General features: G+C 55.5%; 26 protein-coding genes. 16 read left to right on the forward strand and 10 right to left on the reverse strand.

The genetic code is table 11. From position 1 onward, the window contains the following. Nucleotides 1-24 precede the first annotated feature (24 nt). From aqpZ to hcr, 4 genes are all read left to right on the forward strand, one after another. On the forward strand, nucleotides 25-720 hold the full coding sequence (aqpZ, locus tag ABLU86_RS10705) for an aquaporin Z (RefSeq protein WP_015367500.1): 696 nt from the start codon (nucleotides 25-27) through the stop codon (nucleotides 718-720). A 117-nt stretch (nucleotides 721-837) separates the two neighbouring features. After that, a complete protein-coding gene (locus tag ABLU86_RS10710; protein WP_015367501.1) occupies nucleotides 838-1,737 on the forward strand; it encodes a lysine exporter LysO family protein in 900 nt (299 codons plus the stop codon). Nucleotides 1,738-1,880: 143 nt separating this feature from the next. Next, on the forward strand, nucleotides 1,881-3,533 hold the full coding sequence (gene hcp, locus ABLU86_RS10715) for a hydroxylamine reductase (RefSeq protein WP_047036376.1): 1,653 nt from the start codon (nucleotides 1,881-1,883) through the stop codon (nucleotides 3,531-3,533). Nucleotides 3,534-3,544: 11 nt separating this feature from the next. Further along, complete coding sequence (hcr, locus tag ABLU86_RS10720) at nucleotides 3,545-4,513, forward strand: NADH oxidoreductase (protein ID WP_020079271.1); 969 nt, start codon at nucleotides 3,545-3,547, stop codon at nucleotides 4,511-4,513. Nucleotides 4,514-4,608: 95 nt separating this feature from the next. On the opposite strand, the gene ABLU86_RS10725 is transcribed toward hcr, so the two are convergent. Then, nucleotides 4,609-5,043 (reverse strand): DoxX family protein, encoded by a 435-nt coding sequence (locus ABLU86_RS10725; protein ID WP_042895408.1) that lies wholly within the window; start codon nucleotides 5,041-5,043, stop codon nucleotides 4,609-4,611. A 152-nt stretch (nucleotides 5,044-5,195) separates the two neighbouring features. Here ABLU86_RS10725 and poxB point away from each other — a divergent pair, with 152 nt between their 5' ends. The 4 genes from poxB to ABLU86_RS10745 all read left to right on the forward strand — a co-directional run bounded on the left by poxB (nucleotide 5,196) and on the right by ABLU86_RS10745 (nucleotide 10,508). After that, a complete protein-coding gene (gene poxB, locus ABLU86_RS10730; protein ID WP_182940692.1) occupies nucleotides 5,196-6,914 on the forward strand; it encodes a ubiquinone-dependent pyruvate dehydrogenase in 1,719 nt (572 codons plus the stop codon). 38 nt (nucleotides 6,915-6,952) lie between these two features. Beyond that, nucleotides 6,953-7,954, forward strand: coding sequence for a low-specificity L-threonine aldolase (gene ltaE, locus ABLU86_RS10735; RefSeq protein ID WP_015704864.1), 1,002 nt, complete (start codon nucleotides 6,953-6,955; stop codon nucleotides 7,952-7,954). A gap of 10 nt (nucleotides 7,955-7,964) precedes the next feature. Next, the gene (locus ABLU86_RS10740; RefSeq protein ID WP_020079273.1) at nucleotides 7,965-9,407 is read left to right on the forward strand and encodes an SDR family oxidoreductase; all 1,443 of its coding nucleotides are present in this window, start codon (nucleotides 7,965-7,967) and stop codon (nucleotides 9,405-9,407) included. Nucleotides 9,408-9,494: 87 nt separating this feature from the next. Then, nucleotides 9,495-10,508 carry an NAD(P)-dependent oxidoreductase gene (locus tag ABLU86_RS10745; RefSeq protein ID WP_015367508.1) on the forward strand — a complete coding sequence of 338 codons (1,014 nt, stop codon included), beginning with the start codon at nucleotides 9,495-9,497 and terminating at the stop codon, nucleotides 10,506-10,508. 45 nt (nucleotides 10,509-10,553) lie between these two features. On the opposite strand, the gene ABLU86_RS10750 is transcribed toward ABLU86_RS10745, so the two are convergent. Both ABLU86_RS10750 and ABLU86_RS10755 read right to left on the reverse strand, forming a co-directional pair. Further along, on the reverse strand, nucleotides 10,554-11,396 hold the full coding sequence (locus tag ABLU86_RS10750; RefSeq protein ID WP_015367510.1) for an N-acetylmuramoyl-L-alanine amidase: 843 nt from the start codon (nucleotides 11,394-11,396) through the stop codon (nucleotides 10,554-10,556). Beyond that, nucleotides 11,384-12,523 (reverse strand): GGDEF domain-containing protein, encoded by a 1,140-nt coding sequence (locus ABLU86_RS10755; protein ID WP_015367511.1) that lies wholly within the window; start codon nucleotides 12,521-12,523, stop codon nucleotides 11,384-11,386. The genes ABLU86_RS10750 and ABLU86_RS10755 overlap by 13 nt, the downstream gene beginning before the upstream one ends. A gap of 365 nt (nucleotides 12,524-12,888) precedes the next feature. Between ABLU86_RS10755 and yahO the strand changes: the two genes are divergently transcribed. From yahO to artJ, 8 genes are all read left to right on the forward strand, one after another. Then, complete coding sequence (yahO, locus tag ABLU86_RS10760; RefSeq protein ID WP_020079275.1) at nucleotides 12,889-13,161, forward strand: DUF1471 family periplasmic protein YahO; 273 nt, start codon at nucleotides 12,889-12,891, stop codon at nucleotides 13,159-13,161. Between the two features lie 299 nt (nucleotides 13,162-13,460). Next, nucleotides 13,461-14,648 carry an outer membrane protein transport protein gene (locus tag ABLU86_RS10765; RefSeq protein WP_047047590.1) on the forward strand — a complete coding sequence of 396 codons (1,188 nt, stop codon included), beginning with the start codon at nucleotides 13,461-13,463 and terminating at the stop codon, nucleotides 14,646-14,648. A 146-nt stretch (nucleotides 14,649-14,794) separates the two neighbouring features. After that, nucleotides 14,795-15,310 (forward strand): lipoprotein, encoded by a 516-nt coding sequence (locus ABLU86_RS10770; protein ID WP_015367514.1) that lies wholly within the window; start codon nucleotides 14,795-14,797, stop codon nucleotides 15,308-15,310. A gap of 226 nt (nucleotides 15,311-15,536) precedes the next feature. After that, nucleotides 15,537-16,265 (forward strand): arginine ABC transporter ATP-binding protein ArtP, encoded by a 729-nt coding sequence (artP, locus tag ABLU86_RS10775; protein WP_015367515.1) that lies wholly within the window; start codon nucleotides 15,537-15,539, stop codon nucleotides 16,263-16,265. A 19-nt stretch (nucleotides 16,266-16,284) separates the two neighbouring features. Further along, on the forward strand, nucleotides 16,285-17,016 hold the full coding sequence (artI, locus tag ABLU86_RS10780; protein WP_015367516.1) for an arginine ABC transporter substrate-binding protein ArtI: 732 nt from the start codon (nucleotides 16,285-16,287) through the stop codon (nucleotides 17,014-17,016). A gap of 6 nt (nucleotides 17,017-17,022) precedes the next feature. Next, nucleotides 17,023-17,739, forward strand: a complete 717-nt coding sequence (gene artQ, locus ABLU86_RS10785; protein WP_015367517.1) for an arginine ABC transporter permease ArtQ — start codon at nucleotides 17,023-17,025, stop codon at nucleotides 17,737-17,739. Continuing rightward, the gene (artM, locus tag ABLU86_RS10790; RefSeq protein ID WP_015704859.1) at nucleotides 17,739-18,407 is read left to right on the forward strand and encodes an arginine ABC transporter permease ArtM; all 669 of its coding nucleotides are present in this window, start codon (nucleotides 17,739-17,741) and stop codon (nucleotides 18,405-18,407) included. The genes artQ and artM overlap by 1 nt, the downstream gene beginning before the upstream one ends. 179 nt (nucleotides 18,408-18,586) lie before the next feature. Further along, a complete protein-coding gene (artJ, locus tag ABLU86_RS10795; RefSeq protein ID WP_015367519.1) occupies nucleotides 18,587-19,318 on the forward strand; it encodes an arginine ABC transporter substrate-binding protein ArtJ in 732 nt (243 codons plus the stop codon). 62 nt (nucleotides 19,319-19,380) lie between these two features. Here the strand turns inward: artJ and ABLU86_RS10800 are convergent, their stop codons facing one another. The 7 genes from ABLU86_RS10800 to potG form a co-directional block, all read right to left on the reverse strand. Continuing rightward, complete coding sequence (locus ABLU86_RS10800; protein WP_015704858.1) at nucleotides 19,381-20,853, reverse strand: sensor histidine kinase; 1,473 nt, start codon at nucleotides 20,851-20,853, stop codon at nucleotides 19,381-19,383. Beyond that, nucleotides 20,850-21,566, reverse strand: a complete 717-nt coding sequence (locus ABLU86_RS10805; protein ID WP_045386679.1) for a response regulator transcription factor — start codon at nucleotides 21,564-21,566, stop codon at nucleotides 20,850-20,852. Before ABLU86_RS10805 ends, ABLU86_RS10800 begins: the two co-directional genes overlap by 4 nt. A gap of 77 nt (nucleotides 21,567-21,643) precedes the next feature. After that, a complete protein-coding gene (gene rlmC, locus ABLU86_RS10810) occupies nucleotides 21,644-22,771 on the reverse strand; it encodes a 23S rRNA (uracil(747)-C(5))-methyltransferase RlmC (protein WP_015704856.1) in 1,128 nt (375 codons plus the stop codon). Nucleotides 22,772-22,813: 42 nt separating this feature from the next. Next, nucleotides 22,814-23,302 carry a YbjO family protein gene (locus ABLU86_RS10815; protein ID WP_015704855.1) on the reverse strand — a complete coding sequence of 163 codons (489 nt, stop codon included), beginning with the start codon at nucleotides 23,300-23,302 and terminating at the stop codon, nucleotides 22,814-22,816. A gap of 182 nt (nucleotides 23,303-23,484) precedes the next feature. Next, nucleotides 23,485-24,330 carry a putrescine ABC transporter permease PotI gene (gene potI, locus ABLU86_RS10820; protein WP_015367524.1) on the reverse strand — a complete coding sequence of 282 codons (846 nt, stop codon included), beginning with the start codon at nucleotides 24,328-24,330 and terminating at the stop codon, nucleotides 23,485-23,487. Further along, nucleotides 24,327-25,280: a putrescine ABC transporter permease PotH gene (potH, locus tag ABLU86_RS10825; protein ID WP_348796119.1), complete on the reverse strand. Its 954-nt coding sequence runs from the start codon at nucleotides 25,278-25,280 to the stop codon at nucleotides 24,327-24,329. Before potH ends, potI begins: the two co-directional genes overlap by 4 nt. A 10-nt stretch (nucleotides 25,281-25,290) precedes the next feature. Further along, entirely contained in the window at nucleotides 25,291-26,424 is a 1,134-nt protein-coding gene (potG, locus tag ABLU86_RS10830) for a putrescine ABC transporter ATP-binding subunit PotG (protein ID WP_015367526.1), read from the reverse strand. Nucleotides 26,425-26,538: the final 114 nt, after the last annotated feature.

Consider the following 26,538-nt stretch of genomic DNA (forward strand, 5'->3'; position numbering starts at 1 on the left):
TTTACATTATTATTTGAGGTGGTTATGTTCAGAAAATTAGCAGCAGAGTGCTTTGGCACATTCTGGCTCGTATTCGGCGGCTGCGGCAGCGCAGTGCTGGCGGCGGCTTTCCCGGAATTAGGAATTGGTTTTGCCGGCGTGGCTTTAGCCTTTGGTTTAACCGTATTAACCATGGCGTTCGCCGTGGGCCATATTTCCGGCGGTCACTTTAACCCGGCGGTGACGTTAGGTCTGTGGGCTGGCGGTCGTTTCCCGGCTAAAGACGTCATTGGTTATATTATCGCCCAGGTTGTCGGTGGTATTATTGCCGCCGCGGTGCTGTATGTTGTCGCCAGCGGTAAAGCCGGTTTTGACGCTGCAGCGAGCGGCTTCGCTTCAAACGGTTTCGGCGAACACTCTCCGGGTGGCTACTCCATGCTGTCCGCTATCGTTATCGAAATCGTGCTGACCTGCGGATTCCTGCTGGTCATTCACGGTGCGACCGATAAAAACGCCCCGGCGGGCTTTGCGCCGATTGCTATCGGCCTGGCGCTGACCCTTATCCACCTGATTAGCATTCCTGTGACCAATACGTCCGTTAACCCGGCGCGTAGCACCGCGGTGGCTATCTTCCAGGGCGGCTGGGCGCTGCAACAGCTGTGGCTGTTCTGGGTGATGCCAATTATCGGCGGTATCCTCGGCGGCGTACTGTATCGTACCCTGCTCGAAAAACGCGATTAACCCTCGCGAAAAGCCCGGCGACGCCGGGCTTTTTCTTTTTGCCGACAGCTTTACTCGGCCTGGCGAATTGGGTAGTGTCATTGGCGCTATTCTTAATTCGCAAGGACCATGCCGTTCATGTTTTCGGGACTATTAATCATTCTGCTGCCGTTGATTGTCGGCTATCTGATTCCGCTGCGTCACCCTTCCGCACTTAAACTGATTACCCGGCTGCTGAGCTGGATTGTTTACGTGATCCTCTTTTTCATGGGGATTAGCCTTGCTTTCCTCGATAATCTCAGCAGCAATCTGTTATCGATACTGCATTACTCCGCGGTAAGCATTGTGGTTATTATTCTGTGCAATATTGCCGCACTGCTATGGCTGGATAAAAAAATGCCGTGGCGGGTCAAGCATCGTCCGGAAAAATTACCCTCGCGCCTGGCGATGGCGCTCGAGTCGCTGCAGCTGCTTGGCGTGGTACTAATTGGTTTCCTGCTGGGGTTAAGCGGCCTCTCATTTTTACAACACGCGACTGAAGCCAGCGAATATACGTTAATTTTCTTGTTATTCCTTATCGGTATTCAGCTGCGTAATAATGGAATGACATTACGGCAAATTGTGCTTAATCGCCGCGGAATGATTGTCGCGGTAGTGGTCGCGGCCAGCTCATTATTTGGCGGAGTGATTAATGCCCTTATTCTTGGCCTGCCCATTAAAACCGGTCTGGCGATGGCGTCCGGCTTCGGCTGGTACTCCCTTTCCGGGATCCTGATGACCGAATCCTATGGCCCGGTCATTGGCAGCGCGACATTCTTTAACGATCTGGCCCGCGAACTGCTGGCTATTATGCTGATCCCCGGCATGGTATTGCGTAGCCGCTCCACCGCGCTTGGGCTGTGCGGCGCAACCTCAATGGACTTTACTCTACCGGTGCTACAGCGCTCCGGCGGCGTAGAAATCGTCCCTGCAGCTATCGTACACGGTTTTATCCTTAGTCTGCTGGTGCCGGTACTGATGGCGTTCTTCTCAGCCTGATCCCCCGTGGCGGTAGATTCCCTACCGCCAAAATTGCGCTAAATCAATCTCCCTTTAAGTTGTGTCAGAAATACCTTTTCTCCGTACAGCCACAGGCATAACCTTAAACATGTATCTAAAATATAACTTTAAAAGGTGTGATCATGTTTTGTGTGCAATGTGAACAAACTATCCGTACGCCGGCAGGAAATGGCTGTTCTTACGCGCAGGGTATGTGCGGTAAAACCGCTGAGACCTCTGATTTGCAGGATCTGTTGATTGCTTCTCTGCAGGGTCTGTCCGCATGGGCCGTTAAAGCGCGTGAATATGGCATCATCGATCATGAGGTGGATAATTTTGCCCCGCGCGCATTCTTCTCTACTTTGACCAACGTGAACTTCGACTCGCCGCGTATCGTTGCTTACGCCCGTCAGGCGATCGCCATGCGCGAGGCGCTGAAAGCGCAATGCCTGAATATTGATGCCAACGCTTCGGTCGACAGCCCGGTAGCCGATCTGCAACTGGTCAGCGATGATCTCGGCGATCTGCAGCGTCAGGCGGCGGACTATACGCCAAATAAAGACAAGGCCGCGATCGGCGAGAATATCCTCGGCCTGCGCCTGCTGTGCCTGTACGGCCTGAAAGGCGCCGCGGCCTATATGGAACACGCGCACGTGCTCGGTCAGTACGACAACGACATTTATGCCCAGTATCATAAAATCATGGCGTGGCTGGGTACCTGGCCTGCCGATATGAACGCTTTGCTGGAGTGTTCGATGGAAATCGGCCAGATGAACTTCAAAGTGATGAGTATCCTCGACGCCGGTGAAACCACGAAATATGGTCACCCAACGCCGACTCAGGTCAACGTTAAAGCCACCGAAGGTAAGTGCATCCTGATTTCCGGACACGACCTGAAAGATCTCTATAACCTGCTGGAGCAGACTGAAGGCACCGGCGTTAACGTCTATACCCACGGTGAAATGTTGCCGGCGCACGGTTATCCGGAGCTGCGTAAGTTCAAACACCTGATTGGCAACTACGGCAGCGGTTGGCAAAACCAGCAGGTTGAATTCGCCCGCTTCCCGGGCCCCATCGTGATGACCTCGAACTGCATCATCGACCCAACCGTCGGCGCCTACGACGACCGCATCTGGACCCGCAGCATCGTCGGCTGGCCGGGCGTCAATCATCTGGAAGGCGAAGATTTCTCCCCGGTTATCACCCAGGCACAGCAAATGGCAGGCTTCCCGTACAGCGAAATCCCGCATCTGATCACCGTCGGCTTCGGTCGCCAGACGCTGCTCGGCGCGGCGGATACGCTGATTGATCTGGTTAGCCGTGAAAAACTGCGTCACATCTTCCTCGTCGGCGGCTGCGACGGCGCGCGCGGCGAACGTAACTACTTCACCGATTTCGCTACCAGCGTACCGGACGACTGCCTGATTTTGACTCTCGCATGCGGTAAATACCGCTTCAACAAACTGGATTTCGGCGATATCGAAGGCCTGCCGCGTCTGGTTGACGCCGGTCAGTGTAACGATGCCTACTCGGCGATTATTCTCGCGGTAACGCTGGCGGAAAAACTGGGCTGTGGCGTAAACGATCTGCCGCTGTCGTTGGTGCTCTCCTGGTTCGAACAAAAAGCCATCGTCATCCTGCTGACGCTGCTGTCGCTGGGGGTGAAAAACATCGTCACCGGTCCGACCGCGCCAGGCTTCTTTACCCCGGACCTGCTGGCTATCCTCAACGAGAAATTTGGTCTGCGTTCCGTCACCACCGTAGAACAAGATATGCAGCAGTTGCTGAGCGCATAAGGAGTCACCGCATGACAATGCCAACCGATCAGTGCCCGTGGCGGATGCAGGTTCATCATATTCAGCAGGAAACGCCTGATGTGTGGACCATTTCGTTGCTGTGCCACGACTACTATCCCTATCGCGCCGGACAGTACGCGCTGGTCAGCGTGCGCCATTCGGCGGATACGCTGCGCGCCTACACCCTATCCTCAACGCCGGGGGTCAGTGAATACATTACGCTGACCGTTCGTCGTATTGATGATGGCGCAGGCTCACAGTGGTTAACCCGCGATGTGAAACGCGGCGACTATATCTGGCTGTCGGACGCGATGGGCGAGTTTACCTGTGAAGATAAAACAACCGATCGTTTTCTGATGCTGGCCGCCGGCTGCGGCGTGACGCCGATTATGTCGATGCGCCGCTGGTTAGCGAAGTATCGTCCGCAGGCGGATGTGCAGGTTATCTTTAACGTGCGTTCGCCGCAGGATGTCATTTTCGCCGAAGAATGGCGTCAATACCCGGTCACACTGGTGGCGGAACACGACGCGACGTCGGGCTTCGTCGCCGGTCGTCTCACCCGCGAGCTGCTGCAAAGCGTGCCGGATTTAGCCAACCGTACCGTAATGACCTGCGGCCCGGCGCCTTATATGGAGATGGTCGAACAGGAAGTGACGGCGCTTGGCGTGACGCGTTTCTTTAAAGAGAAGTTCTTTACCCCGGTGGCGGAAGCCGCTACCGACGGATTGAAATTCACCAAGCTGCAGCCGGCGAAAACGTTCTACGCGCCGGTCGGCACCACGTTGCTGGAAGCGCTGGAGAGCAATAAAGTACCGGTGACCGTCGCCTGCCGCGCTGGCGTCTGCGGCTGCTGCAAAACCAAAGTGGTTGCCGGCGAATATAGCGTTACCAGCACCATGACGCTGACCGATGCCGAAATCGCCGACGGCTACGTGCTAGCCTGCTCCTGCCACCCGCAGAGCGATCTGGTTCTCGCCTGAGGTCAAAACCCCCAAAAGCGCTACGGTACATACCGCTTTCTGGGGCTACAGGACCGTAGGCCGGATAAGGCATTAATGCCTTATCCGGCACTTTTTTACCGCCAGGCCGACTGACCGGCCAACGAATAACGCCCTGCCCCTAATAGCGCAATCGCCAGTGCGCCGATAAAGAAATAGACCAGGCTTTCAATCGCCCATGCGCCGACCGCATCCAGCGCGAACGTTTTACCTGTCCCAACCATCAGCCAGGCCACCGCCATGGTAAACGCCAGCACCAGCGCCGCCGGGCGCGTCAAGACGCCAAGAATAAGTAAACAAGGCGCGACGACTTCCCCCACCAGCACGCCATAGGCAATAAAGCCCGGTACCCCTTTCGCGACCAGCATGCCGCTGATGCCATCCACGCCGTCGATTAGCTTATGCAGACCGTGAAACAACATTAAGCCGCCAACGGCAAGTCGTAACAAGAGTTTACCGGCATCTTCATGCGACAGCGTTTTATTTACTGCGTTTAACAATCCCTTAACCATTTGATGTGCTTCCTGTTTTACACCCTGTGTGATCCCAGAGTATGCACAATATTCCACCAACAAAACCAGTGAAAAATAAGGGGCAATTGGCAACGTAACCTGTAGTTTCATCTAAGCTTGATAGCGTTATCACAAAAAGGAGATGGAAAACCATGAAACAGACCGTAGCGTCATATATTGCCAAAACGCTTGAACAGGCCGGCGTGAAACGTATTTGGGGAGTGACCGGGGATTCCCTCAACGGCTTGAGCGACAGTTTAAACCGCATGGGGACCATCGAATGGATGCCGACCCGCCATGAAGAGGTTGCCGCCTTTGCCGCCGGTGCCGAAGCCCAACTCACCGGCGAGCTGGCGGTGTGCGCCGGTTCCTGCGGACCGGGCAACCTTCATCTGATTAACGGTTTGTTTGATTGCCATCGTAACCACGTACCGGTGCTGGCTATCGCCGCCCATATTCCGTCGAGCGAAATCGGCAGCGGTTATTTCCAGGAAACGCATCCGCAGGAGCTGTTCCGCGAATGTAGCCACTACTGCGAGCTGGTCTCCACACCGGAGCAAATTCCGCAGGTGCTGGCTATCGCCATGCGTAAGGCGGTGATTAACCGCGGCGTGTCTGTGGTGGTCCTGCCCGGCGACGTGGCGCTGAAACCGGCCCCGGAAAGCGCCAGCAGCCATTGGTATCACGCTCCGCAGCCCACGGTCACTCCGGCGGATGAAGAGCTGCACAAGCTGGCGCAGCTGATCCGCTACTCGAGTAATATTGCCCTGATGTGCGGCAGCGGCTGCGCCGGCGCGCACCAGGAGCTGGTGGAGTTTGCGGCAAAAATTAAGGCCCCTGTCGTCCATGCCCTGCGCGGGAAAGAGCACGTCGAATACGATAACCCTTACGATGTTGGCATGACCGGGCTTATCGGCTTCTCTTCCGGTTTCCATACCATGATGAACGCCGACACGCTGATCCTGCTCGGCACCCAGTTCCCTTATCGCGCGTTCTACCCTACCGACGCCAAAATTATTCAGATCGACATCAACCCCGGTAGCATCGGCGCGCATAGTAAGGTCGACATGGCGCTGGTGGGCGATATCAAATCGACCCTGAAAGCCCTGCTGCCGCTGCTGGAAGAGAAAACCGATCGTCGATTCCTCGATAAAGCGCTGGAGGATTATCGCGAAGCGCGTAAAGGGCTTGACGATCTCGCCAAACCCAGCGAAAAAGCGCTCCATCCCCAGTATCTGGCGCAGCAGATTAGCCGCTTTGCCGACGACGACGCGATCTTTACCTGCGACGTCGGTACACCCACCGTCTGGGCGGCGCGCTATCTGCAGATGAACGGCAAGCGCCGCCTGTTGGGTTCGTTTAACCACGGCTCGATGGCCAACGCCATGCCGCAGGCTATTGGCGCCAAAGCGACCGCGCCGAATCGCCAGGTCATCGCCATGTGCGGCGATGGCGGTTTCAGCATGCTGATGGGGGATTTTTTATCGCTGGCACAGATGAAGCTGCCGGTGAAAATCGTTATTTTTAATAACAGCATTCTCGGCTTTGTAGCGATGGAGATGAAAGCCGGCGGCTATCTGACCGACGGTACCGAGCTGCACGACACTAATTTCGCCCACATTGCCGAAGCCTGCGGGATCAAAGGGATACGCGTCGAGAAAGCCTCTGAGGTTGATGAGGCGCTGCAGACCGCCTTTAGCACCGACGGTCCGGTATTAGTCGATGTAGTGGTAGCGAAGGAAGAGCTGGCGATCCCGCCGCAAATTAAGCTGGAGCAGGCCAAAGGATTTAGCCTGTATATGCTGCGGGCGATTATCAGCGGACGCGGCGATGAAGTGATCGAACTGGCGAAAACCAACTGGCTCAGGTAAAACAATGCTATCACCCTGAATCAGAACAAGGATATGCCGTGATAGATCTTCGCAGTGATACCGTAACTCGCCCCGGGCGCGCCATGATGGAGGCCATGATGGCCGCCCCAGTCGGGGACGATGTGTATGGCGACGACCCAACCGTCAATGAACTCCAGCGCTATGCCGCTGAGCTTGCAGGCAAAGAGGCGGCGCTGTTTCTGCCTACCGGCACCCAGGCCAACCTCGTTGGCCTGCTTAGCCACTGCCAGCGCGGCGAAGAGTACATCGTCGGCCAGGGCGCGCATAACTATCTGTATGAAGCCGGCGGCGCAGCGGTGTTGGGCAGTATTCAGCCACAGCCGATCGATGCCGCGGCGGACGGTTCGCTGCCGCTGGATAAAGTCGCGGCCAAAATTAAGCCCGACGATATCCATTTCGCCCCCACCCGCCTGTTAAGCCTGGAGAATACGCACAACGGTAAGGTGTTGCCGCGCGGCTATCTGCAAGAGGCCTGGACGTTCACCCGCCAGCGCAATCTGGCGCTACATGTCGATGGCGCGCGTATCTTCAACGCGGTTGTAGCGTACGGCTGCGAGCTGCGCGATATCGCGCAGTACTGTGATTCGTTCACCATTTGCCTGTCAAAAGGGCTCGGTACGCCGGTCGGTTCTCTGCTGCTGGGCAGCGAAGCGTACATCCGCCGCGCCATTCGCTGGCGTAAAATGGTCGGCGGCGGGATGCGTCAGGCAGGCATTCTGGCCGCTGCCGGTCTGTACGCTCTGCAGAATAACGTAGCCCGTCTGCAGGAGGATCACGACAACGCCGCGTGGATGGCGGAACAGCTACGCGCCGTCGGCGCTGATGTGATGCGTCACGATACCAACATGCTGTTCGTACGCGTCGGCGAGGAGCAGGCTCGGGCGCTCGGCGAATTCATGCAGGCTCGCGGCGTGCTGATCAACGCCTCGCCAGTCGTGCGTCTGGTCATGCATCTCGATGTTAATCGCCAGCAGTTGACGGAAGTGGTCGGTCACTGGCAAGCCTTTTTACAACGCTAAGGAGTCAGGCGTGTCGCAATCTATTCTGGTGCTTGGCGCCAGCGGCTATATTGGCCAGCATCTGGTGCGCGAATTAAGCGCACGAGGTTATCCGGTGTTGGCGGCGGCACGCCATATCGACAGGCTGCAGAAGCTCGATCTTCCCGGCGTCACCTGCCACGCTATCGACCTCAATCAGCCGCAGGATCTCCCGGCACTGCTTCGCGGGGTCGATACCCTTTACTACCTGGTGCATGGCATGGGCGAAGGCGGCGATTTCATCGCCCATGAACGCCGGGTCGCCGTTAACGTGCGCGATGCCTTGCGTCAGACGCCGGTGCGCCAGGTGATATTTCTCAGCTCGCTGCAGGCTCCGGCGCAGGAGCAGTCCGACCATCTGCGCGCCCGTCAGGTGACGGCCGATGTCCTACGCGAGTCAGGGATCCCCGTTACCGAGTTACGGGCGGGTATCATCGTCGGCGCCGGATCCGCCGCTTTTGAAGTGATGCGCGACATGGTTTACAACCTGCCGGTGTTGACGCCGCCGCGCTGGGTACGCTCACGCACAACCCCCATCGCGCTGGAAAACCTGCTCTACTATCTGGTGGAGTTACTTAATCATCCGGCTCGCGAGCACCGCGTCTTCGAGGCCGCCGGCCCGGATATTCTCAGCTATCAGCAGCAGTTCACCCATTTTATGGCGGTCAGCGGCAAGCATCGCCTGTTGATCCCTATCCCCTTTCCGACCCGCTGGATTTCGGTGTGGTTCCTGAACGTTATCACCTCGGTGCCCCCCACCATCGCTAAGGCGCTGATTCAGGGTCTCAAGCACGATCTGATCGCCGACGATCGTTCGCTGCGCGCGCTGATCCCGCAAACCTTGATTCCCTTCGATCAGGCGGTGCGTCGTACTTTGAAAGAGGAAGAACAGCTGGTGAACTCCAGCGATTGGGGCTACGACGCTCAGGCTTTCGCCCGCTGGCGGCCGGAGTATGGCTACTACCCAAAGCAGGCTGGCTGCACCGTTAGCACCCAGGCAAGCCGTAAGGCGCTATGGCGAGTGGTGAACCAAATCGGCGGCAAAGAGGGTTATTTCTTCGGCAACATTCTGTGGAAAATCCGCGGCGCCATGGATCTGCTGGTCGGCCATCGTTTAGCCAAAGGGCGGCCGCAGCATGATTATCTGCAAACTGGCGATACGGTCGACAGTTGGAAAGTGATTATTGTGGAAGAAGAACAACAGCTAACCCTATTGTTTGGCATGAAAGCCCCCGGTCTTGGTCGTTTAAGCTTTACCATTAGCGATAAAGGCGACCATCGTGAACTGGACGTTCGCGCCTGGTGGCATCCGCACGGTATGCCCGGCCTGTTCTACTGGCTACTGATGATCCCGGCGCATCTGTTTATTTTTCGCGGCATGGCGCGACGCATCGCCCGCCAGGCCGAGCAAATCACAGGCAAAAACGAAGATTAAGCGTTATTCTTTCATGATTCTCATTGCATACTCGGGAGAATCACGGAAAAATGCGCACGAAATTCTTTTCTGGGACAGTAGATTGATATGAAGGTACTGGTTACCGGTGCGACCAGCGGATTAGGCCGTAATGCGGTGGAATATCTGCGCAACAAGGGCATCAGCGTGCGAGCGACCGGGCGCAACGAAGCGATGGGTAAGCTTCTGAGCAAAATGGGCGCGGAGTTTATTCCTGCCGATCTCACCGAACTGGTCTCTTCGCAGGCTAAAGTGATGCTCGCCGGTATTGATACGCTTTGGCACTGTTCCAGCTTTACCTCGCCGTGGGGTACCCAGCAAGCCTTCGATTTAGCCAACGTTCGCGCAACGCGCCGCCTTGGCGAATGGTCCGTTGCCTGGGGCGTACGCAATTTCGTCCATATTTCTTCGCCTTCGCTCTATTTCGATTATCACCACCATCGCGATATTCAGGAAGATTTCCGCCCGCACCGCTTCGCCAATGAATTCGCCCGCAGCAAGGCGGCCAGCGAAGAGGTTATCAACCTGCTGGCGCAGGCGAACCCGCATACCCGCTTTACGATTTTGCGCCCGCAAAGCCTGTTTGGGCCGCATGATAAGGTCTTTATTCCGCGAATGGTGCAGATGATGCGCCACTACGGCAGCGTGCTCTTGCCGCGCGGCGGTAACGCGCTGGTGGACATGACTTACTACGAAAACGCGGTGCATGCGATGTGGTTGGCCAGTCAGCCGCAGTGCGACCACTTACCTTCCGCGCGGGCGTGGAATATCAGCAACGGCGAGCCGCGGACGCTGCGCAGTATCGTGCAGAAGCTCATCGACGAGCTGGGCATCAAGTGCCGAATCCGCTCGGTGCCCTATCCGATGTTGGATATTATTGCCCGCAGCATGGAGCATTTCGGCAATAAATCGGCAAAAGAACCCGCTTTCACCCATTACGGCGTTTCGAAGCTCAATTTCGACTTTACCCTCGATATCAGCCGCGCTCAGCAGGAACTTGGCTATCAGCCGATCGTTACCCTCGATGAGGGGGTTACCCGCACCGCCGCGTGGTTAAAAGACCACGGTAAACTGCACGATTAAAACCGACGCTTAAGGCAGCAAGTCACCCTGTTTGCTGCCAAATACTCATCCTTGTCCATATTTTTCCAGCAACGCCTCGGCGATCGCCTGCGTTTGCGCATCGGCCACGCCGTCCCAGCGTGCCGGCCTGAAGTGCATCTGGAAGGCCATAATCACCCGTTTTTGCTGCGCCGGGGTCATCTCTGGGGTGACCTGATAGCCGTAGCGCGACAGCAGGTCTAACAATTCTCCGCTATCAACTGGCTGCCAGCCTGGACGCCCTTGCAAATAAAAGGCGACGCGTGAATCATCAGGCCAGGCGCCAATTCCCTGCTGCGCCAGCGCCCGCCACGGGAACAGCGGGCCAGGGTCGTCCTTGCGCTGCGGCGCGATATCGGCATGAGCCACGACATTTTGCGGCTGAATGTGATAGCGGGCGATGATATCTTTCGCCAGCGGGATAAGCGCGTCAATTTGCGTCGGATTAAATGGGGTAAAACTTTTTATATCGCCGTTTTTTTGCCAGCCGCGATTTTCCAGCTCAATACCAATAGAGGTATCGTTGATACGCGTGCTGCCGCGCCAGAAGCTGATACCGGCGTGCCAGGCTAAATCTTCCTCCGGCACCAGTTGCCAGATACGCGGTTTACCGTGGTGCAGAGGCGGCTGCTCGGGAATTAAATAGTGCGAACTAACCTCTTTATCGGTCAGGGTCGCCAGCGAGACATCAAAGTTATCGGCGGTATAGTGAATGACCAGGACTTTAATACGCGGATAGGCCGCCTGCGCCGGATGACGGGTATCCAACTGATAACCCTGTTTGTCGACAATACCCTGCTCCTGCGCACAGCCTGCCAGCAGCAAAGCGGCAAGCGCAAGCTGGATAATGCGCTTTGCTAATAAGACCATCGATTACGTCCTTCTTGCTTGGCTTTATACAGCGCAGCATCCGCCTGCGCGATTAACTCTGACGCCGGGACGCGCCCGTCCGAGGCGACAATACCCATACTGACCGTCACTAGCGGCCCGGCATCGGATTTGGCATGCGGCAGCGCCGCTTCGCGAATCTTCTGTTGGATCCGCTGCGCCACCGCCGTGGCGCTATCTAATGATTGCAGCGGCAGGACAATCACAAACTCCTCGCCGCCATAGCGCGCCACCATATCCTCCTGCGCGCGTACCGACATTTTCAGCACGGAGGCGATGCAGGAGAGGCAGTAATCTCCCGCCTGGTGACCGTAGTGATCGTTATAACGTTTAAAAAAGTCGACATCGAGGATGATCAGCGCCAGCGGCTCTTTACGTTCCCAGGCCTGCGCTAAAAAATTGTCCAGAGCCCGGCGGTTGGCGGTCGCCGTCAAGGCATCCTGATTCGCCATGTTTTCCAACCGATTAATCAGTTGCATGTTCTCCTGATGGGTTTTCCAGGCCTCGTCATACCAGCGCTGTAATATCTGCCGGCCATAAATCATAATGGCGGTGCATATTCCCCACAGAATCAGAAAACGTAAATCGACACCATGATGTATTTGCACGCCAGCGAGTAATGAAATACCCCATAAAGGAACAAGGTAAGCCACGAGGCCCACCGGAAAATAATAGAGCGCGGCAAGACCGGTGGTCATTAAAATAACCAGCAGCGGCCACGCGAACGGCAGCGACCATAAAATGATGAAGCAGTAACTACTCACCGACCAGCATAAACTGAGAATCAACAAAATAGCGGAAATCACTTTTGTGGCATAAATACCGCTTAATATCCGCCCGGAGATAACCATCATGCAAAGCGCCAGCGAGAAAACGATAATGGCCCCAAGCGCCATCTCCAGATAAGGAATAATATCCTGGTGAGTCAAGCTCTGATGATCGAACTCGGTGAACAGAACGTTGCGGAAGATGACCATCAAGGCAAAGGCGATATTGACGAACGCTAACCACGGCATGCTGCGCGACAGTGCATGTTTTTGCACATTTTCGCGATTGGCCCACAGCATTGCTCGATCCTGGCGCGGATCCAGCCGTTGTTCGGTCGGCATAGCTACTCCTTTTTTAGCGACTGGACAAGCAGTTGAGCTGCCCGCTGTGTCTTTCTCTTTATGATAAACCATCAACCCCGGAATGTCTGTTGCTGGCCGCTTCAGCCCCTCGCCGCTTAACGTCATTTTCAGCTAACGACAGATGAAAATGGTCTTAGGCTCCGACAACGTCTATTACGCAAAAAAAAGCAAGCATTATCAATGAGAACCCTGTCATCTTTTCTTTAAAAAATCGTTAATTTTAGGTCATAAAAATGCAGCATTTCGCTTGAAAAAAAGACGGGCTTGATTCAATCTGATGGCGCTCATTGGTTAGTTAAAACAAGAGCATGATGATAGCAAGATAAACAATGGAGATTAATAATATGAAATATGCAGCTTTAGTGGCAGGTGCAGCATTGTTTTTAACCGCGAACGCGTTTTCTGCAGAAATTCTGAGCAAAGAAGATTTCGCTAAGGTAGAGGGTCAATACCAAAAAATTGGCACCATCTCCTCTACCGGACAAACTGCGCCAAGCGATGCGCGCGAAGAACTGATCAAAAAAGCCGATGAAAAAGGCGCTGACGTTGTGGTGCTCTCTTCCGGTAACACCGATAAGAAACTGCACGTATCCGCGAATATCTATAAGAAGAAATAATTAGTTATTGCCGATATAGAAACATTATCATCGTATGGTGATAGTGTTTCTTACTTATTACTCTGTGAATATTTATTTTTATACTCTTTTTCCATTTACCCCTCGTTAATAGTCATATCAAATATGCGCCTTCATCAGGATGCTAATCCGTATAACGCCTAAAATTGGTAATCCACTCCGTTAACGGACTCGCAATATATCCCCCGGACTATCAGTATAAATCCGACGCTAAAAAAGATATGTCCTCTATACTTTGGGCATAAGAATATGCTCGCGTTTTACATTACCGCAGGTGGCAAATGAAAAAAATCGCATTCCTTATTTCTGGGTTGCTCTGCTCTGGCTTCACCCATGCCAGCGCACTCTATTTTTATGAAATCGGCACCGAAGACGTCGGCCTGGCAGGGGCAGGTCAGGCCGCCCGCGCGCAGGACGCCTCCACCATCGTCACCAACCCAGCTGGCATGACCCGGCTTCCTGACCATATGTTTACCGGCGGCGCGCAGGTCATGGGCGGCGATATCCCGTATCAGATGAATAACGAACACGGCGGTAATAGCCCTGGTAACGTGATGAATCTGTTTCCTAACGCCAGCGGCTTTTACGCACAGAAAATTAACGATGATTTATATGCCGGGATTGGCTTGTACGGCAACTACGGTTTAGGCATCGATTTTGGCAACTGGGCCGGCGATCGTCTTATCAAGAAAAGCACCATGGTGGCGATGACGCTGAGCCCGTCGCTGGCGTGGAAACTTAACGATCGTCTCTCTGTCGGCGCATCCGCCAACCTGAACTATGGTTATTTATCGCTGACGCGTAACGTCGACGGTAATGACGAGAAAGATAAAGACCATGACTGGGCGATGAGCTATCGTCTGGGTCTGCTGATGCAGTTAACCGACCAGACCCGCGCCGGCATCACCTGGAACAGTAAAACCGATTATGACTTTAACGTTAAGGGCAAAGCGCGTTTTCCCAATTTACCGAACGTTGCGTATGATTTGCCTATCTCCGCCCAGGTCCGCGCGCCGCAGCAGATCATGCTCAGCATGGTCCACGATATTAATAAACAGTGGTCGGTGATGGGCGATCTCGGCTGGCAGGACTGGAGCCAGTTCGGCAGCCCGCAAATCACCGTTTCCGGTCACGAAAGTAGTAAAAATAACCGCCTGAAGGACTCCTGGCATACCGCCGTCGGCGTACAGTACCGGCCGACCGAGCAGTGGCGTCTGAACGCCGGCGTCGGTTTCGACAGTACGGTTTATGATTCACAAAGCGACACGGCGCTCTCCCTGCCAACCGGCGATGAATGGCGCTTCGCCACCGGCGCGCAATACCAGATAACCCCGGCCAGCAATATCGGCGTCGCGGTATCCTATCTACATATGCAATCTTCCCACGTAAAATCACCGGAAATCATCGCCGGCAGCTACGATCATCCTTACCTGTGGTTCGCCAGCGTCAACTATAGTTATCAGTTCTGATGCGCCGGCTGCCCGCGCAAGAGGCGCGGACAGCCGATGGCCGTTGTCACATCAAGGTCTTAGCTCTTTGCGTCAAGTACAATTGGCGCGCTTACGCTATGCTTTAGCAGAATCTAACAACGTAGTGAGTTCATAAGGAAATCATCATGCGCTACAACATTCTTGCACTTGTTTTGCCTTGCGCACTGGCGCTGAGCGCCTGTACCACCGTGACCCCGGCTTATAAAGACAACGGCACCCGCAGCGGTTCCTGCATCGAGGGTGGCCCGGACGAGGTAGCGCAGCAGTTCTATGATTATCAAATCCAGCATCGTAATAACGATCTCACCGCGCTGCGCCCGTATCTGAGCGACGATTTGGCTAAACTGCTGAACGACGCTCGTCAGGACCCATCGCGTAACGCGCTGCTGCAATCAAATCCATTCTCCAGCAGTTCCACCCCGGCGGATAGCGCCGACGTCGCCAGCGCCTCAACCATCCCGAACCGCGATGCGCGCAATATTCCGCTGCGCGTTGAATTAAAACAGGGAACTCAGAGCTGGAAAGATGAAGTGCTGATGATTCAGGAAGGCCAGTGCTGGGCGGTTGACGATGTCCGCTACCTCGGCATAAACAGCCACGCTCCGGCCGGCTCGCTGCGTCAGAGTCTTGAGAAACGCTAATTTCGGCGTTAAAGCCACCCCGCTGAAACGATAACCCCGGTAAAATGTCGGTATTCCGTGTGGTAATGCCGACATTTGTTCCCCCCTACCACACGAACCCATATTTTGTGCTAACTTTAGTGATAAATGTGGTTTACATTTAACTTTTAACGCATAAATATTGCATAACTATTCTGTCAAAGGTACTATTTGCGGCCTCAATAGCTATTTGTATCAGACTGCCCAGATGAGTATTAAACTAAACGGCATTAATTGCTTCTACGGCGCGCACCAGGCGCTGTTCGACATCACGCTGGATTGCCCGCAGGGGGAAACGCTGGTGCTCCTCGGCCCAAGCGGCGCCGGTAAAAGCTCGCTGCTTCGCGTACTCAACCTGCTGGAGATGCCGCGTTCCGGTACCTTAAACATCGCCGGTAATCAATTCGACTTCACCAAAGCGCCGTCTGACAAAGCTATTCGCGAGCTGCGCCAGAATGTCGGGATGGTCTTCCAGCAGTACAACCTGTGGCCACACCTGACCGTGGTGCAAAACCTGATCGAAGCCCCGTGCCGCGTGCTGGGCTTAACCAAAGATCAGGCGCTGGCGCGCGCCGAAAAACTACTTGAGCGTTTACGCCTTAAACCTTACAGCGACCGCTATCCGCTGCATCTGTCAGGCGGTCAACAGCAGCGCGTAGCGATTGCCCGCGCGCTGATGATGGAGCCACAGGTGCTGCTGTTTGATGAACCCACCGCCGCGTTGGATCCGGAAATCACCGCCCAGATCGTCAGCATCATTCGCGAACTGGCGGAAACCGGAATCACCCAGGTTATCGTTACCCACGAAGTGGAAGTGGCGCGTAAAACCGCCAGCCGCGTGGTGTATATGGAAAACGGGCATATCGTTGAGCAAGGGGATGCTAACTGCTTCGCGCATCCGCAAACCGACGCCTTTAAAAACTATCTTTCACATTGATGTTTTCGGGGAAATAACGATGAAAAAAGTACTGATTGCCGCTCTGCTCGCGGGCATGAGCCTTTCCGCTACCGCAGCCCAGACTATCCGTTTCGCCACCGAGGCCTCCTACCCTCCGTTTGAGCTGGTAGACGCCAACAACAAAATCGTCGGCTTTGACGTCGATCTGGCTAACGCGCTGTGTAAAGAGATGGACGCGACCTGCACCTTTACTAACCAGGCTTTCGATAGCCTGATCCCAGGACTGAAATTCCGCCGCTTCGACGCCGTCATGGCCGGTATGGATATCACCCCTGAGCGTGAAAAACAGGTGCTGTTCAGCACCCCGTATTATGAAAACTCGGCGCTGTTTGTCGGCCAGCAGGGCAAGTTCACCGGCATTGACCAGTTGAAAGGCAAGAAAGTTGGCGTGCAGAACGGTACTACCCATCAGAAATTCATCACTGATAAGCATCCGGAAATCACCACCGTTCCTTATGACAGCTACCAGAATGCTAAACTGGATCTGCAAAACGGCCGCATTGACGCCGTCTTCGGCGACACGGCGGTAGTGACCGAATGGCTGAAGAGCAATCCGAAGCTGGCGCCGGTGGGTGATAAAGTGACGGATAAAGACTACTTCGGTACCGGTCTCGGCATTGCGGTTCGTCAGGGCAATACCGAGCTGCAGCAGAAATTTAACGCTGCGCTGGAAAAAGTGAAGAAAGATGGGACGTACCAGACCATCTATAGCAAATGGTTCCAGAAGTAACGCTGAATGAACGAATTTTTTCCATTAGCAAGCGCCGCCGGGATGACCGTCGGCCTTGCCGTTTGCGCGCTGGTCATCGGCCTGGTGCTGGCGATGCTTTTCGCCGTGCTGGAGTCGGTGAAATGGCGCCCTGTGGCATGGTTGGCGACCGGCATCGTGACGATTTTACGCGGCCTACCGGAAATCCTGGTGGTGCTGTTTATCTACTTTGGTTCCTCACAGCTGCTGCTGACGCTGTCTGACGGTTTTACTCTTAATCTTGGGTTTGTGCAGATTCCGGTACAGATGCAAATTGAGAATTTCGACGTCAGCCCGTTCCTCTGCGGCGCCATTGCGCTTTCCCTACTGTATGCCGCCTATGCCTCGCAGACCCTGCGCGGCGCCTTGAAAGCGGTGCCGCAGGGGCAGTGGGAGTCCGGACAAGCGCTGGGTTTGTCGAAGGCGGCGATATTCTTCCGCCTGGTGATGCCGCAGATGTGGCGCCATGCCCTGCCGGGCCTGGGCAACCAGTGGCTGGTGCTGCTGAAAGATACCGCGCTGGTCAGCCTTATCAGCGTCAACGATCTGATGCTGCAAACCAAAAGTATTGCTACCCGTACTCAGGAGCCGTTTAACTGGTACATCATTGCGGCAGCTATTTATCTCGTCATCACCCTGTTGAGTCAATACATTCTCAAACGTATTGATCAGCGTGCGACGCGCTTCGAACGGAGACCAGGTTGATGCTCGATTACTTACCCGAACTGCTGAAAGGGCTGCATACCAGCCTGACGCTGACGGCGGCATCGATCGTCGTGGCGCTGATCCTGGCGCTGATCTTTACCATTGTGCTGACGTTAAAAACGCCGGTGGTGGTGTGGATCGTCCGCGGCTATATCACCCTGTTTACCGGGACACCGCTGCTGGTGCAGATCTTCCTGATCTACTATGGACCAGGACAGTTCCCGTCATTACAGAATTACCCGGTGCTGTGGCATCTGATCTCTGAGCCCTGGCTGTGCGCGCTGATCGCTTTGTCGTTAAACAGCGCGGCTTATACCACCCAGCTGTTCTATGGCGCCATCCGCGCCATTCCGGACGGCCAGTGGCAGTCCTGCAGCGCGCTGGGGATGAGCAAGAAGGATACGCTGGCGATTCTGCTACCGTATGCTTTTAAACGCGCCCTCTCCTCGTACTCTAACGAAGTGGTGTTGGTCTTTAAAAGCACCTCGCTGGCTTACACCATCACGCTGATGGAAGTGATGGGTCATGGCCAGCTGCTATACGGGCGCACCTATGACGTGATGGTCTTCGGCGCAGCCGGTATCATTTATCTGGTGGTGAACGGCCTGCTGACGCTGCTGATGCGTCTGGTGGAAAGAAAAGCGCTGGCCTTCGAGCGCCGTAACTAACATCACGAAATGCATAAACAGTAATATATGAAACGGGTAAGTGCTAATGCTTACCCGTTTTTTTTATAACCAATAAAATAAACATACAACTTTATTGCATATAAATTCATTTAGTGGCATTGTGAACTTCAGCCGTAAACCGGCACAACATCATAAGATTGACCGACGGGAGTCCCACTATGAAAAAGTTAGTTCTGGCCGCACTGCTTAGCTCTTTCGCCTTTGGCGCCGCTGCCGCGGAAAAAATCAGCTTTGGCGTTTCCGCGACCTATCCGCCATTTGAATCCATGGATGCGAATAACCAGATTGTCGGTTTCGATCTCGATCTGGCCAAAGCGCTGTGTAAGCAAATGCAGGCTGACTGTACTTTTACCAACCACGCTTTCGACAGCCTGATCCCGGCGCTAAAATTTAAAAAGTATGATGCGGTGATCTCCGGCATGGACATCACGCCTGAGCGTAGCAAACAGGTCGCGTTTACTGACCCGTACTACGCCAACTCGGCGCTGGTAATCGCCAAAAAAGACGCGTACCACTCTTTTGATGACCTGAAAGGTAAGCGTATCGGCATGGAAAACGGCACCACGCACCAGAAATACCTGCAGGATAAGCACCCGGAAGTCAAAACCGTCGCTTACGATAGCTACCAGAATGCCATTATCGACCTGAAAAACGGCCGTATCGACGGCGTCTTCGGCGATACCGCGGTGGTCAACGAATGGCTGAAGACCAACCCGCAGTTAGGCGCGGCGACGCCGAAAGTGACCGATCCGCAGTATTTCGGTACCGGCCTCGGCATTGCGGTGCGCCCGGATAATAAAGCGCTGCTGGAAAAACTGAACGCAGCGCTGAAAGCGATTAAAGCTGACGGAACCTACCAGAAAATTAGCAACCAGTGGTTCCCGGAGTAAGATCTACGCTTCCCGGCTTACGGCGCAGCCGCCTGAGCCGGGTCTATCGGTAACGCCCCCCCTCACAGCGGCAGGGTAAACTGGAAACAGGCCCCTGCCGGTACTTCCAGCAGGCGAATTTCCCCCCCGTGCAGTTGCAGCATCCGGCGAACAATCATCAACCCCAGCCCGCCCCGTGAGGCGCTCTGCTGCCCCGGTTCCAGTACCGATGGCCGCTCAAACAGATTGGCCCGTAACTCACCGGCGACGCCCGGGCCGCTATCGGCCACCTCGACCACCACCTGTGCCCCCTGCTGGCGCGAGGAGAGACGAATTTCGCCCCCGTGCGGAGTATGGCGAATGGCGTTATCCAGCAGATTGGTTAATACCCGCTCCATCATCGAGAGGTCTGCCTCAACCAAAGGCAAGCCTGACGCCAATTCCAGGCGCAGACGGATTTCGCGGGTGGCAATCGCCAGATCGAATTTTTGCGCCACGTCCTGAATCAGCTCGGCAAGGATAAACTTTTCCGGCTGCGGCTTAATACCGCCATGTTCAAGGCGTGCCAGCTCAAATAGCTGCTGCGACAGATGACGAACTTTATTTCCCTGGCGTAGCGCGATATTCAGATACTGCTTACGCTCCTGCGCCGTCAGGCGATCATCCTTTAGCGATAACGTCTCCAGATATCCCAGCAGCGAAGTGAGCGGCGTGCGCAGGTCATGCGAAATATTGGCAATAAATTCCCGGCGCTGACGATCGCTATCAGCCAGCCGATCCCATTGCCCGGCGATCTGCTGCGCCAGTTCGATAAAGCGGTTATGCAGCAGCGCCACTTCATTTCCGGGATGCGGGTCCGGCGCCTGCGCCGCCAGCGCTTTGATTGCTCGAATGCTGTCGCTGTCTCCGGCTGCCACCTGCGCCGTCAGCTGGCGTACCGGGCGTGTTACCCAATACCACGCCAGGCCGCCGGCCAACAGGCCAAACAGCGCCACCAGCAGCAGGGTCCATAGCAGCAGGCTCCACAGCGTCTTCTGCCAGGCGTTTTGTGCCAGTTCATTAAAAGTTTCGCCCTGCAGGATAATGTAGAGATAGCCACGTAGCTGGCCGTCAAGGCGCAGCGGCGCGGCGCTAAACACTTTTTGCTGGTCCATGCTGCGCGGATCGTCACCATAAATTGGCCACGCGCCGCCGGAGAGAAACGCCTGCACCGGCGCCATGGCAATGCGCTGGCGTTTAATGTGCCCCGGCGGCGCGGCATCCGCCAGCAGCTCGCCATCCGGCGAAACGAGGTACAGCTCGACGCTTGGGTTAAACACCATCAGACGGTCGAATAGTGGTTTCAACGCCGCGCGATCGACCTCGCCGCGCGCGTTGAGCAGCGGCTCGCGGGCGGCGATCTGCTGCGCCAGACCGGCTGAAAGCCGTTGTACCATGACGTTACCGTACTGCGCGCTGCTATAGAGCTGGAGTAGACAAACGGACAGCGCACACAGCAGCAGCAAGGCGATAAACACCAACGATAACCGCTGGCTGAGGCTGAGTCGGCGGATCATGACTGCGCCCCGGCGCTATAGGGCGCAAATTTATACCCCTTCCCCCAGACGGTAAGAATAATGTCCGGCTCTGCCGGGTCGCGCTCTATTTTCGTACGCAGACGATTAATATGCGTGTTGACCGTATGTTCGTAGCCTTCATGCTGATAGCCCCAGACGCTATCCAGCAGCGCCAGACGCGAAAAAACTTCACCGGGATGGCGGGCAAAGTAATAGAGCAGATCGAATTCGCGCGGCGTGAGGTCAACCAGTTCACCGCGCAGCCTGACCTCCCGGGACAGCGGGTCGATATTCAGGCCGTGGCAGGCGATACGTCCGGCATCCATCAAGAGATTTTGTCCCATCGCTTCCTGACGGCGGAAAACCGCCTTCACCCGGGCAATCAGCTCCAGCAGAGAAAAAGGTTTCGCCAGATAATCATCGGCCCCCATTTCCAGCCCCTGCACGCGCTGGGTTTCGCTGGAACGGGCGCTAATAATAATCACCGGTAGATAGCGCGTTTGCTGACGGATGCGACGGCAAATCTCCAGCCCGTCGACGTTGGGCAACATCAGGTCAAGAATCACCGCATCCCAGACGCCGTTATCCAGCTGGCGCAGCGCCTGCGCGCCGTCCGCCTCGTGCTCGATTTGGTACCCTTCATCCTGCAGATTCAGGCGCAACAAAGCCGCAATATCATCATCATCTTCCACCAGCAGGATTTTTTTACTCATCAGATTCGCTCCACGAATTTCACGCTCGTTTCATAAAGCTTACCCGATTTCAGCCGCTTAAAGAGTTCACATTTTGTTTAAACTTCACGAACCAGCAGCGTCAGCACTTCATAATGCGCGGTATGTGGAAACATATCGAACAACTGCACTCGCTCAAGGCGATAGCCCTGCAGACGATCAATATCTGCGGCCATCGTCCGGGCGTTACAGCTCGAATAAATGATATACGGCGGCGCCATGCGGCTTAGATAATCGCACAGTTCGGCGCCGATGCCGCGCCGCGGCGGGTTGACCAGCACAAGCTGTGGAATATCGTCTTCATGCGTCGCGAATTGCGTGGAATCCAGCGCCTGAAAATGAAGATTGGTTAATCCCAATTGGGCCGCGGATTGCTTCGCGCAGGCGATGGCTTCCGGGGCGATTTCGATACCGGTAAGGCGCATCTGCGGGGTTGCGCAGTGCAGGCCGAAACCGCCGACGCCGCAAAACAGATCCCACATGTGGTTGACCGGCAGCGCGCGTACCCAGTCGCGGGCGGTAGCATAGAGCTGGCTCGCCACCGTCGGGTTGGTCTGGAAAAAGCTTTGCGGGCGGATCCACAGCGGTACGCCGTTAAAGTTCTCCGCCAGCGCCTGTTGATCGCTGAGGAAAATCTCCTGCTCCCCTTCCATGATAGCCATATGCACGGGCTGAATATTGGCGGTAATCACCTTTAGCTGCGGCAACTGCTGCTGTAACCACGGCAGCGCGGCGCGCAACTGTTCAAGCTTTGCCGCAGAGCGCAGAACGAAACGCAACATCATGCCGCCGTGCTGGCTTTCTGTCAGCAGCAAATACTTCAGTTCGCCGCGCTTGCGGGCAACGTTATAGGGGGTGAGTCCGGCGCGGGCGATAAACGGCTTCAGCGCGGCGAAAACCGGTTCAAAACTCGGCGGATACAGCGGACAATCGGTGAGATCTTCCGGCGTGCCATCACGATGCAGCATGCCTAGCAGCGGGCGCTCTACGCTACCGCTTACGACCATTTTCGCTTTGTTGCGAAACGCCGTCTCCGGACCTGAAACCGGAGCAAGCCATGTCGCCGCTGGATGACCCGCCAGCAGTTCGCGCAGGTTAGCCATTTTATCGGCGAGCTGTTGCGTCAATGGCAATTCCAGCCACTGACAAGAACGGCAGCGGCCCGCGTCGTAAAGTGCGCAATGCATAAGAAGACCTTCAAGAAAACCGGGGCGGGGATTGTATCACCGTTATTGCAAGCGGAAAAACCGTCGGCACGACGCAGGGATAAACAATAGCGCCAGCACCAGCAGATCCGGCAGCTTCTGCAGAAACAGCGCATGGAGAATTTCCCGCTTTGACTCCCCGGCCACGCTGAACAGTTCTGGATAGCCGTAGCCAATCGAGGCCGCCCACAGATAAGAGATGACGATAATTTGCGTCAGCAGGTAGAGCCAGCGCGCCCAGTTGCGGCCTTTCACCAGCGAAAAGGCGCACCAGATCTCGATAAACACCAGCGCCAGGCTCGCCAGAAACACCAACGTCAGGGCCCAGGTTTGCACGCTACGATGGACAAAATCGGCAATCCCCTGCACGCCAAGCTGATTGAGGATCATTAACAGGTCAAGACCGCGAATTAAGATAATAGCAAAGGCCGCCACCTGTACCAGCGCAGGGACGTTAAGACGAGCATGAGACGATCGAGTTTTTGTAAACAATCCCAACGTAAAGTCATCCATGAAAACGGCGCCACGAGTGCGGCGCCAATGTTAACTCTATTGCAGAGATTATACCCTAAATAATTCGAGTTGCAGGAAGGCGGCAAGTGAGTGAATCCCCAGGAGCTTACTCTAGTAAGTGACTGGGGTGAACAAACGCGGCCAACGCACATGCAGCTTGAAGTATGACGGGTATAGGGGGTTCAGCCCCTTCTTGCACGCTGGATATCACGCACTCGCTGCTTTTCTGCGCGAGCCATTAAATACCAGGCGATAAAACCGACAATTCCCACCACACCGAGGATTAAGGTCGCCAGGGCGTTAATTTCCGGGTTAACGCCCATCCGCACGCTGGAGAAGACCAGCATCGGCAGCGTCGTCGCCCCTGGTCCGGAAACGAAGCTGGCAATCACCAGGTCATCAAGCGACAAGGTAAACGCCAGCAACCATCCGGAAATGACCGCGGGCATAATCATCGGCAAGGTTATCACGAAAAACACCTTCAGCGGCGCGGCGCCAAGATCCATCGCCGCCTCTTCGATTGACCTGTCCAGCTCGCGCAGACGTGAAGAGATCACCACCGCCACGTAGGCGGTACAGAAGGTGACATGCGCCAGCCATATCGTCAACATGCCACGATCCGATGGCCAGCCGATGGAATGCCCCAGCGCGACAAACAGCAGCAGCAGCGACAGCCCGGTAATCACATCGGGCATCACCAGCGGCGCGGTGATCATAAAAGCAAAACCGTTGGAACCGCGAAAACGGCCAAAACGCACCAGCACCACCGCGGCAATCGTGCCAAGGATCGCCGCCGCCGTCGCCGCGCAGGCGGCAATGGTCAGGCTTAACCCCACCGCGCTCATCATCGCGTCATCATGAAACAGCTCGCTATACCAGCGCGTCGACCACCCCGCCCATACCGTCACCAGCTTCGAACTGTTAAATGAATAGATAACCAGCATCAGCATCGGCGCATACAGGAAGGTAAAACCGAGCACGAGGATCAGAATCCGCCATGGCGAACGTACTACCGGTAAGTCATTCATCCATGATCCCCCATCTGTTTTTGCTGATGCTTGTGGAACCACATGATCGGCACGATCAGCAACAGCAACATCACAATCGCCACCGCCGATGCTACCGGCCAGTCGCGGTTATTAAAGAACTCCTGCCACAGCACGCGGCCAATCATAATGCTGTCGGGGCCGCCGAGCAGTTCCGGGATGACGAACTCGCCCACCGCCGGAATAAACACCAGCATCGAGCCGGCGATAATGCCGCCTTTCGTTAACGGAACAATCACCTGGAAGAAGGTCTTTAACGGCCTGGCGCCGAGATCCAGCGACGCTTCCACCAGCGAATAGTCGATACGCGTCAGCGCGGTATAAATCGGCAGCACCATGAACGGCAGGTAGGCGTAAACGATACCGATGTACACCGCCAGATTGGTATGCAAAATCTCCAGCGGTTGATCGATAACTCCGAGCCACAACAGGAAGTTATTGAGCACCCCGTTGCTTTTCAGCAGCCCCATCCAGGCGTAAACGCGAATGAGGAACGAAGTCCACGAAGGTAATATCACCAACAGCAGCAGGATATTGCGCGTCGACGGCTTGCTATGCGCCACCGCCCACGCCAGCGGATAGCCCAATAGCAGACAGCAAAAGGTGGAAATTGCCGCCACCTGCAACGACTGCAGATAAGCCTCAAAGTACAGCGGATCGTCGGTCAACTGCAGGAAGTTGCCGAGGTTGAGCGTCAACGTCAGTTGACCGTCGGCCCACGACAGTAACTCGGTATAGGGCGGGATCGCCCGCGCCATTTCGGCCAGACTGATTTTAAAAACGATCAGGAATGGCAGTAAAAACAGCAGGATTAACCACAGATACGGCAGCGCAATCACCAGCTTACGCCCATGGGCCATCTGCTGGCGCGCCAGCCACAGGGCAAAACCGCCGGGCTTTTTGCTGCCGGCTGGAGGTTCTAATGTGCTCATCGCCCTCTCCTTACACCGTCAGAACAACGCAGCTATCGGCATCCCAGCACAAGCGAACCTCATCACCCCAGGTCGGCATTCCTTTCCGATGGCGATGCTCATTTTGCAGCTGCGCGCTGATCATCTGCCCGCTTTTCAGACGGACATGATAGATAGACAGATCGCCGAGATAAGCGATATGGATAACCTCGCCTACCGCAAAGTTAAAGCCGTCTGCCGGTGGTTCGTCACAGAGCATGATTTTCTCCGGACGCAGCGCCACCCAGACCGGCACGTTATCCACCACCGAGGCATCCGGATCGACTTTCAGCGGATGCACCAGCCCCGGCGCATTCAGTACCAGGCCATCTTCCAGCCGCTCTTTGACCAGCCCTTCGAAGACGTTTACCGAGCCGATAAACTCGGCGCTATAGCGGGTCGTCGGATGTTCATAGATCTCCTCCGGCTCGCCGATCTGCACGAACTTACCGCGGTTCATGATGGCGATACGGCCCGCCATGGTCATCGCCTCTTCCTGGTCATGGGTGACCATCACGCAGGTGACGCCGACGCGCTCAAGAATATCCACTACCTCAAGCTGCATCCGGTCGCGTAGTTTTTTATCCAATGCGCCCATCGGTTCATCAAGCAGCAGCAGTTTCGGCCGCTTCGCCAGGCTTCGCGCCAGCGCCACGCGCTGACGTTGGCCGCCGGAAAGCTGGTGCGGCTTGCGTTTGGCGAACTCCTGCATATGCACCAACGCCAGCATCTCCTGGACGCGGGCGTTAATCTCCGCCTTTGGCAGCTTGTCCTGCTTAAGACCAAAGGCGATATTTTGCTCCACCGTCATGTGGGGAAATAGCGCGTAAGACTGGAACATCATATTGATCGGCCGCTGATACGGCGGCACGCGCGCCAGGTCGACGCCATCCAGCACAATCTGCCCGGCGGTGGGCAACTCAAAACCTGCCAGCATACGTAGCAGCGTCGATTTCCCGCAGCCGGACGCGCCCAGTAAGGCAAAGATTTCGCCTTTATAAATAGTGAGGTTGACATCATCGACGGCGTGTTGCCCATCGAAGGATTTGGTTAAATTACGGATTTCCAGCAGCGGGGTCAGCGCTTTGGGGGCTTTCGCCTGTGGGCGGGGCATTGCGTCATTCACTCGGGTGCTCTCCGGCAAATACAATCACCGTATGGCCCGGTTGCCATACATTCTTCAGTTCTATGTCCGCCAGCGAACAGCAGGTCAGACCTTTACAGGCCCGGCGTACCGGGC

It is taken from the genome of Klebsiella sp. JN_Kp121, assembly GCF_040062145.1.
Taxonomy (GTDB): domain Bacteria; phylum Pseudomonadota; class Gammaproteobacteria; order Enterobacterales; family Enterobacteriaceae; genus Klebsiella; species Klebsiella aerogenes.